The organism is Porphyrobacter sp. AAP82 (genome assembly GCF_000331285.1).
Lineage (GTDB): Bacteria > Pseudomonadota > Alphaproteobacteria > Sphingomonadales > Sphingomonadaceae > Erythrobacter.
The window spans coordinates 1-7,345 of record NZ_ANFX01000043.1; the positions used below are offsets into that span (position 1 = coordinate 1).

The following is a 7,345-nucleotide window of genomic DNA, read 5'->3' on the forward strand; positions in this document are numbered from 1 at the left end:
CGGCGGTGGCCCGCGCGGCGGCGGTGGCGGCGGCTTCGGCGGCGGAGGCCCCCGCGGCCCCGGCGGCGGCGGCGGTGGTGGCGGCGGTTTCAGCCGCATGCCCGCCCAGATCGTCGGCACCGGCAAGGGCACGGTGAAGTTCTTCAACGCCCAGAAGGGTTTCGGCTTCATCCAGCAGGATGGCGGCGGCGAGGACGTGTTCGTCCACATCTCTGCGGTCGAACGTGCCGGCCTCGAAGGCCTCGCCGAGGGGCAGGAACTCCAGTACAACCTCGTGGATCGCGGCGGCAAGGTGTCGGCGCAGGATCTCCAGGTCGTGGGTGACGTGATCGCCGTGGCAGCCAAGCCCGCTGCCCCGCAGCGCGAGCTGACCGGTGAACGCGCCAAGGGCACGGTCAAGTTCTTCAACGCGATGAAGGGCTTCGGCTTCCTCGTGCGCGATGATGGCCAGCCGGACGCCTTCGTCCACATCAGCGCTGTCGAGCGCTCGGGCCTTTCCGGCATCAACGAGGGCGAACGCTACGAATTCGATCTCGAGGTGGATCGACGCGGAAAGTATTCCGCCGTCAATCTCGCACCGATCGAAGGCTGACCACGGCCCGGACCGCTCCTTCGCGGTTTGACCGGGGGGAAGCGGAAGATTAAACGGTAAAGCAGGTGGCGGCTCTGGTTCAGGGCCGCCATTTGCGTTTCAGACCCCCACGATTCTCAATCTCAGGAAGCAGCCCTATGTCGATTACCCCGCTCATGCCCGTCTATCCGCGTTGCGGTGTCCGGCCGGTGCGCGGCGAGCACTGCCATCTGATCGGCGAGGACGGCACCCGCTACCTCGATTTCGCGAGCGGCATCGCGGTCAACCTTCTCGGCCATTCGCACGCCGGGCTGATCGGCGCGATCCAGAGCCAAGCCGCGACGCTGATGCATGTCTCGAACCTCTATGGCAGCCCGCAGGGCGAGAAACTGGCGCAGTGGCTGGTCGACACAACCTTCGGCGATACGGTGTTCTTCACCAATTCGGGCGCCGAAGCGGTCGAGGCGGCGATCAAGACCGCGCGCGCCTATCACCAGAACGGGGCGGGCGGCGACAAAAACCGTTTCGAGCTGATCACCTTCCACAATGCCTTCCACGGGCGCACGATGGCGACGATCTCGGCCTCCAATCAGGAGAAGATGCACCACGGCTTCTCGCCGCTGCTCGCCGGGTTCAAATATGCGCCGTTCAACGATCTGGAAGCGGCCAGGGCGCTGATCGGGCCGAACACGGCGGGGTTCCTCGTCGAACCGATCCAGGGTGAGGGCGGGATTCGCCCGGCCTCGATGGAGTTCATGCAGGGGCTGCGCAAGCTCGCCGACGAGCTTGATCTGATGCTGGTGCTCGACGAGGTGCAATGCGGCGTCGCGCGCACCGGCAAGCTCTATGCCTACGAGCATTACGGGATCGAGCCCGACATCCTCGCCACCGCCAAGGGCATCGGCGGGGGCTTCCCCTTGGGCGCCTGCATCGCCACCGAGAAGGCCGCGCGCGGGATGACCTTCGGCACGCACGGGTCGACCTATGGCGGCAACCCGCTCGCCATGGCGGCGGGGACGGCGGTGATGGAAGCCGTGGCGAACGACGAATTCCTCAACGCCGTGGCGGAGAAGGGCGAGCGGCTGCGCGCGCGGCTCGAACAGTTCATCGGCAACTACCCCGAACTGTTCGAGCTTGTCCGCGGCAAGGGCCTGATGCTCGGCATCAGGATGAAGATGGAGAGCCGCCCGTTCTATGTGCACCTGCGTGACAACCACCAGCTGCTGACCGTGGCCGCGGGCGACAACACCATCCGCATCATCCCGCCGCTGGTGATCGGCGAGCCCGAGATCGACGAGTTCTTCGACAAGCTGTCGGCGGGCGCGGCGAGCTTCAAGGTGCCGGAAGCGGCATGAAGCACTTCCTCGATCTCGGCGATGCCGGGGGCGATGCGATCGCCGCGATGATCCATGACGCGCTGGACCGCAAGGCCGCGCGCGCCGGGCTTCCCAAGGGCGCGCCCGATGCCGATGCGCCGCTTGCCGGCCGCGTGCTGGCGCTGGTGTTCGAGAAGAACTCGACCCGCACCCGGGTCAGCTTCGACATCGCGATGCGCCAGCTGGGCGGCACGGTGCTGCTGCTCGATTCGGCTTCGAGCCAATTGGGCCGGGGGGAGACCATCGCCGATACCGCGCGGGTGCTGAGCCGGATGGTCGATGGCATCATGCTGCGCACCGACGATCACGCCAAGATCGAGGAAATGGCGGCCCATGCCAGCGTGCCGGTCATCAACGGCCTCACCGACATGTCGCACCCCTGCCAGATCCTCGCCGATCTCCTGACGGTGATCGAGCACGGCAAGGCGCTTCCGGGCCTTGAAGTGGCGTGGTTCGGGGATGGCAACAACGTGCTGCACTCGATCCTCGAGGCGGCCGGGCTGATGAAGTTCAACGTCCGCGTGGCGGTGCCTGCGGGCTACGAGCCCGATCCCGCCTTCGTCGCACTCGCCCGCGCGGGCGGGGCGCAGGTCACGCTGACGCAGGATGCACAAGCGGCGGCGCGCGGTGCGGATGTGGTCGTCACCGACACCTGGATTTCGATGGGCCAGGCCCATGCCGGGGAAAAGCTCGCCGCGATGGCGCCCTATCAGGTCAATGCCGACCTGATGGCGCTGGCCAGGCCCGATGCGGTGTTCCTCCACTGCCTCCCCGCCCATGTCGGCGAGGAAGTGAGCGAGGAGGTGTTCGAAGGCCCGCAATCGGTGGTGTTCGACGAGGCCGAAAACCGCATCCACGCGCAGAAATCGGTGCTGCTGTGGGCCTTCGGGCTGCTTGGGGGCTGACAGGGGGTTTCGCCTCGCGCCATGCGTCCCCATATGGCGGCGCATGACTGACGCAATCGCCGCCGCAGAGACCTTTTCCGACACCCTGATGGGCTTCACCCTTCCGGCGCGCAATGCGCGCGGGCGGGCGGTGCGGCTCGAAGGCGTGCTTGAAGAGGTGCTCTCGGCCCATGATTATCCCGCCCCGATCACCCACCTGCTCAGCGAAGCGCTGGTGCTGGGCGCACTGATGGGCGGGCTGCTCAAGGGCGAGAGCGCGCAGATGACCTTGCAGGCGCAGACCCAGGGCGGGATCGTCAGGCTGCTGGTGTGCGACTATCGCGCCGGCGCGGTGCGCGGCTATGCCGATTTCGATGGCGAGCGGCTGGCGAAGCTGGGCGCCAATCCCGGCCTCGCGGCGCTGTTCGGGGAGGGCTATCTCGCGATCACCTTCGAGACCCAGGGCCGCCAGCGCTATCAGGGGATCGTCCCGCTCGAAGGCGACAGCCTTGCCGAGGCGTGCGAGAGCTATTTCAGCCAGTCCGAACAGATCCCGACCCTGATTCGCGTCGCCAGCCGGGCGAGTGCCGGCGGGCGGATGGCGGCAGGCCTGCTGGTGCAGCACCTGCCCGATGGCGAGGACGGGCGCGAGCGGCTCCACGTGCGGCTCGACCATCCCGATTGGGAGCATGTCGCGGTGCTGGCGGGCACGATCAGCCATGACGAACTGCTCGATCGCGCGCTCTCGCTCGAAGGCATCGCGTGGCGGCTGTTCCACGAGGAGCCCGAGGTGCGCGTCCAGCCGGGCGACGTGCTGTCGCGCGGGTGCCGCTGCTCCCCGGCGCATTACGAGACGATCATCGCCCGCTTTCCGGTGGACGAGCAGGAGGCGATGCGCGGTCCCGACGGGATCATCGCGGTCGACTGCGCGTTCTGTTCCAAGACGTTTGCGCTGGCGATCTGACGCTTGGTCGAAAACTTCGCGCAAACGCAGCGCAGGCGTCCAATTCTTGCAAGGCATGGCCGCGCAGAGCTGGCATGTGGGGGTGTATGACGAACCGGACTGACAGCACATTTCGCGCCCGCGTGCTCGCTTCGCTGATCGGGGCGGGGGCGGTGCTGGGCCTTGCCGTGCCGGTGCTTGCACAGGGCAACGGGCTCGCCATGCTCGGCACGCTGGCGAAGGGCGAATGGACCATCCGCCAGCGCAGCGGCGCGCCCGATCGCAAGGTCTGCATCCGCTCGGGCGCGGAGCTCATCCAGCTGATGCACCGCGAGAGCGGGTGCAGCCGGTTCGTGGTGGAAGATGGCGCGGCGCGGGTGACGGTGCAGTATACCTGTCCCGGCAACGGCTATGGCCGCACCAGCATCCGCCGCGAAACGCCTGCGCTGGTGCAGCTCGAAAGCCAGGGGATCGAGGGGCGCATGCCCTTCCAGCTCACCGCCGAGGCGCGCCGCACGGGATCGTGCTGACAGGCCTGCATTGCCTTTGCGCGCGCCGGTGATAGGGCCGCGCGCATGACTGATCCGGTGCAATCCCAGCCGCTCGCCGTGGTGCTGCTGTCAGGCGGGCTCGATTCGATGGTGACCGCCGCGCTCGCGCAGGAGGCGGGGTTCGCCGTTCATGCGCTGAGCGTCGATTACGGCCAGCGCCACAAGCTCGAACTGCAATCGGCCGCGCGCATTGCGGGCCGGCTCGGCCTCGCGCGGCACACGGCGATCGCGCTCGATCTGCGGGCGTTCGGCGGGTCGGCGCTGACGGATAGCATCGATGTGCCCAAGGGCGGCGTCGGCGACGATATCCCGGTCACCTACGTGCCTGCGCGCAACCTCGTGTTCCTCGCGCTGACCACGGCCTGCGCCGAGGCGGCAGGGGCGCGCGATGTGTTCATCGGGGTCAATGCGCTCGACTATTCGGGCTATCCCGATTGCCGTCCCGAATTCATCGCCAGCTTTGCCGAGACCGCGCGATTGGGCACCAAGGCCGGGGTCGAGGGCGCGCCCTTCACCATCCACGCGCCGCTCCAGCACATGACCAAGGCCGACATCGCCCGCGAATGCGCGCGCCTCGGCCTCGATCCGGCGTGGAGCTGGTCGTGCTACGATCCCGCCCCCGATGGCCTTGCCTGCGGGTTGTGCGATTCGTGCCGATTGCGGAAAAAGGGTTTTGCCGAGGCGGGGATTGTGGATAGCACCCGCTATCACGCCTGACGGCCGCGTGCCGTCGCAAGCAGATATACGGGATAGGGGATGAGTTTTGAGCGAGGACACCACGGCGGCGCCCGGAAGCAGCGAGGCGCCCGCGTCGGCCTATAGCTGGTATGTGCTGGTCGTCCTGGTTGTGGTCTACATCCTCAACTTCATCGACCGGCAGATCCTGTCGATCCTCGCGGTCGACATCAAGCGCGACCTTTCCCTCACCGACGGTCAGCTGGGGTTCCTCGGAGGTGCGGCCTTCGCGGTGTTCTACGCGCTGTTCGGGGTGCCGCTCGGCCGGTTGGCGGATCGCTGGAACCGGGTGCGGCTGCTGACGATCGGCCTGTTGCTGTGGTCGACGATGACCGCGCTGTCGGGCTTCGCGCGCAATTACCTTACCCTCTCGCTGGCGCGCATGGGCGTGGGCGTGGGCGAGGCGACGGCGAGCCCGACCGCCTATTCGCTGATCTCGGACTATTTCCCTTCGCGCCAGCGGGCGACCGCGCTCGCGATCTATTCCTCGGGATTGTATCTCGGGGGCGGGGTGTCGCTGCTGATCGGCGCGAAGATCTCGCAGGTGTGGGATGCGGCCTATCCGGGGGGCGGGATCGGCGGGCTGACCGGCTGGCAGGCGGCGTTCCTCGCGGTGGGCGTCCCCGGCGTGCTGTTGGCGCTGTGGGTCGCATCCCTGCGCGAACCGGCGCGCCAGCCCGACGCAGCGAGCGGAACGCGCCACCCGCTGGCGGACTTCTTCGTCGACCTGTCGATGCTGCTGCCGCCCTTCACGCTGATCCACGCGGCCCGGCGCGGGCCGACGGCGACGCTGGTCAATGTGGCGATGGCCGGGGCGATGATCGCTTTCGCGCTGGTGATGATCAAGCTCACCGGGAACGTGCCGCAGTGGTCGGCGATCGCCTTCGGCTATTACGCGGTGTTCTCGTGGGCATCGACGCTGCGGCGCCACGATCCGGCGACCTTCCGGCTGATCTGGGGGACGCCGGCCTTCATCTGCACGGCGCTGGGCTACGGGCTGGTCTCGCTCGGCGCCTATGCGCTGGCGTTCTGGTCTGCGCCCTATGCCGAGACGGTGCTGAAGCTGCCCAAGGCCGAGCTCGCCTTCGTGCTTGGGGGGAGCGGGGCGCTGTCGGGCTTCCTCGGGGTGATCCTCGGCGGGCGCATGTCGGACTGGCTGCGCGGGCGCAATCCCGCGGGACGGATCCTGGTGGTGATGTTCGGGATTCTCGCTCCGGTGGTGCCGATCTGGATCGGGTTCACAACCCAGAGCCCCGGGCTGTTCTACGCAATGAACTTCCTTGCGGGGATGTTTGCCGCAGCGGCGCTGGGCGCGGCGGCGGCGACCACGCAGGATCTGGTCCTGCCGCGCATGCGCGGGACGGCGACCGCCTCGTTCTTCCTCGCCACGACGCTCGTCGGGCTGGGGCTCGGGCCGTACATGGTCGGCGCGATTTCGGAAGTGAGCGGGAGCTTGCGGATCGGGGTGCTGTCGCTGATCGGGGTGGCGCCGATCTCGCTGGCACTGCTGTTCTACGCCTACCGCGCGCTGCCCAAGGCCGAAGCGACGATCGCCGAGCGCGCTGCGGCGGCCGCCGCGGGCCCGAGCGATGCCGGGGCCACCACCGCCTAGAGCCGCTCGCTCGACCGCGATACGCTGTCGGTAGCAAGGCGGCGGCACGCACATACGCAAAAGAGCGCGCCGCAGCCCGGGCAGATGCCCGGCTGCGGCGCGCTCTTTTGCATTTCGGGTGATTGCTTGGTCCAGCCGCTGCCGGGTTGCGAGCCTGAGGCATTCGCGCGGCAGGCATGCGCTATGGGCGGTTGTTCTTCGTGCGCAGGAGGGGCGACAAAAAAGGGGCCGGATCGCTCCGGCCCCTCTTCGTGTTCCGTTGGAACCTTGACTTACATGCCCGAGCCCGGGCCGTAGGTCACTTCGACGCGGCGGTTCTGCGCTTCACGCACACCGTCGGCGGTCGGAACGCGCGGCTTGGTTTCGCCGAACCCGGTGGCGGCGATACGCGCGGCAGGAATGCCACGGCCGGTCAGGTAGGCGGTGACCGCCTTGTTACGACGATCGGCCAGGCCTTCGTTGTACTTGGTGCTGCCCGCACGGTCGGTGTGACCGGCCAGCATCACGCTCGCCGTGCCGCAGTTGGCATAGGCGGTGACGGCGCTGTTGAGGATGCCGGCAGCTTCCGACGTGATGTCCGACTTATCGAAGTCGAAGAACACGATGTACGGGCCCGTGTTGCACGGAGCCTTGGGCGGCGGCGGCGGGGGCGGCGGGGGCGGCGGGGGCGGCG

8 protein-coding genes are annotated in these 7,345 nt (G+C 68.0%); 7 read left to right on the forward strand and 1 reads right to left on the reverse strand.

Features of this window, described 5'->3' with window-relative positions; translation table 11 throughout:
• The 7 genes from D620_RS0113515 to D620_RS15415 form a co-directional block, all read left to right on the forward strand.
• The coding region (locus D620_RS0113515) for a cold-shock protein (protein ID WP_026092214.1) at positions 1-592 on the forward strand (592 nt) is incomplete at its 5' end.
• A 137-nt stretch (positions 593-729) separates the two neighbouring features.
• Complete coding sequence (locus tag D620_RS0113520; RefSeq protein ID WP_026092215.1) at positions 730-1,926, forward strand: aspartate aminotransferase family protein; 1,197 nt, start codon at positions 730-732, stop codon at positions 1,924-1,926.
• The gene (gene argF, locus D620_RS0113525; RefSeq protein ID WP_017666354.1) at positions 1,923-2,852 is read left to right on the forward strand and encodes an ornithine carbamoyltransferase; all 930 of its coding nucleotides are present in this window, start codon (positions 1,923-1,925) and stop codon (positions 2,850-2,852) included. The genes D620_RS0113520 and argF overlap by 4 nt, the downstream gene beginning before the upstream one ends.
• Positions 2,853-2,895: 43 nt before the next feature.
• The gene (locus D620_RS0113530; protein WP_017666355.1) at positions 2,896-3,795 is read left to right on the forward strand and encodes an Hsp33 family molecular chaperone HslO; all 900 of its coding nucleotides are present in this window, start codon (positions 2,896-2,898) and stop codon (positions 3,793-3,795) included.
• 122 nt (positions 3,796-3,917) lie between these two features.
• The gene (locus D620_RS0113535; RefSeq protein ID WP_017666356.1) at positions 3,918-4,304 is read left to right on the forward strand and encodes a DUF3617 domain-containing protein; all 387 of its coding nucleotides are present in this window, start codon (positions 3,918-3,920) and stop codon (positions 4,302-4,304) included.
• Positions 4,305-4,349: 45 nt separating this feature from the next.
• Positions 4,350-5,042: a 7-cyano-7-deazaguanine synthase QueC gene (gene queC / locus D620_RS0113540; RefSeq protein WP_017666357.1), complete on the forward strand. Its 693-nt coding sequence runs from the start codon at positions 4,350-4,352 to the stop codon at positions 5,040-5,042.
• 46 nt (positions 5,043-5,088) lie between these two features.
• Positions 5,089-6,672, forward strand: coding sequence for a spinster family MFS transporter (locus tag D620_RS15415; RefSeq protein ID WP_017666358.1), 1,584 nt, complete (start codon positions 5,089-5,091; stop codon positions 6,670-6,672).
• A 272-nt stretch (positions 6,673-6,944) separates the two neighbouring features.
• Here the strand turns inward: D620_RS15415 and D620_RS0113550 are convergent.
• Positions 6,945-7,345 (reverse strand): OmpA family protein (locus D620_RS0113550; RefSeq protein WP_033376947.1); only part of this gene is annotated, 401 nt, incomplete at its 5' end.